Source organism: Serratia nevei (assembly GCF_024160145.1).
GTDB lineage: Bacteria > Pseudomonadota > Gammaproteobacteria > Enterobacterales > Enterobacteriaceae > Serratia > Serratia nevei_A.
This window is the reverse complement of sequence record NZ_JAMYWQ010000202.1, coordinates 1-252: the sequence shown is the minus strand read 5'-3', so window position 1 is coordinate 252 and position 252 is coordinate 1. Positions and strand designations below refer to the sequence as shown.

Below are 252 nucleotides of genomic sequence, written 5' to 3'. Positions count from 1 at the left end.
AACGTAAAGGCCTTCATTCTGCCGGAAAAAAGAAAGCACCGAAGATATGATCGTTCGGTGCTTTATGTTCCGCCTAAATATCCATTCAGCTATAAGTCACGTGAGGCTTAAGTGAACGGCATTAGGTCACGATGACCGGCTTTTTTATCGGCTGGCGCCAGGCTGCTTACTTCAGCAGCGCCTGCGCCTTGGCCACCACGTTGTCCACGGTGAAGCCGAACTCGGCGAACAGCTGCTCCGCCGGCGCCGACT

1 pseudogene is annotated in these 252 nt (G+C 54.0%); it reads right to left on the bottom strand.

From position 1 onward, the window contains the following. Positions 1 to 166: 166 nt before the first annotated feature. A pseudogene (locus M6G53_RS25710) lies at positions 167 to 252 on the bottom strand (transketolase-like TK C-terminal-containing protein); the annotation flags it as partial.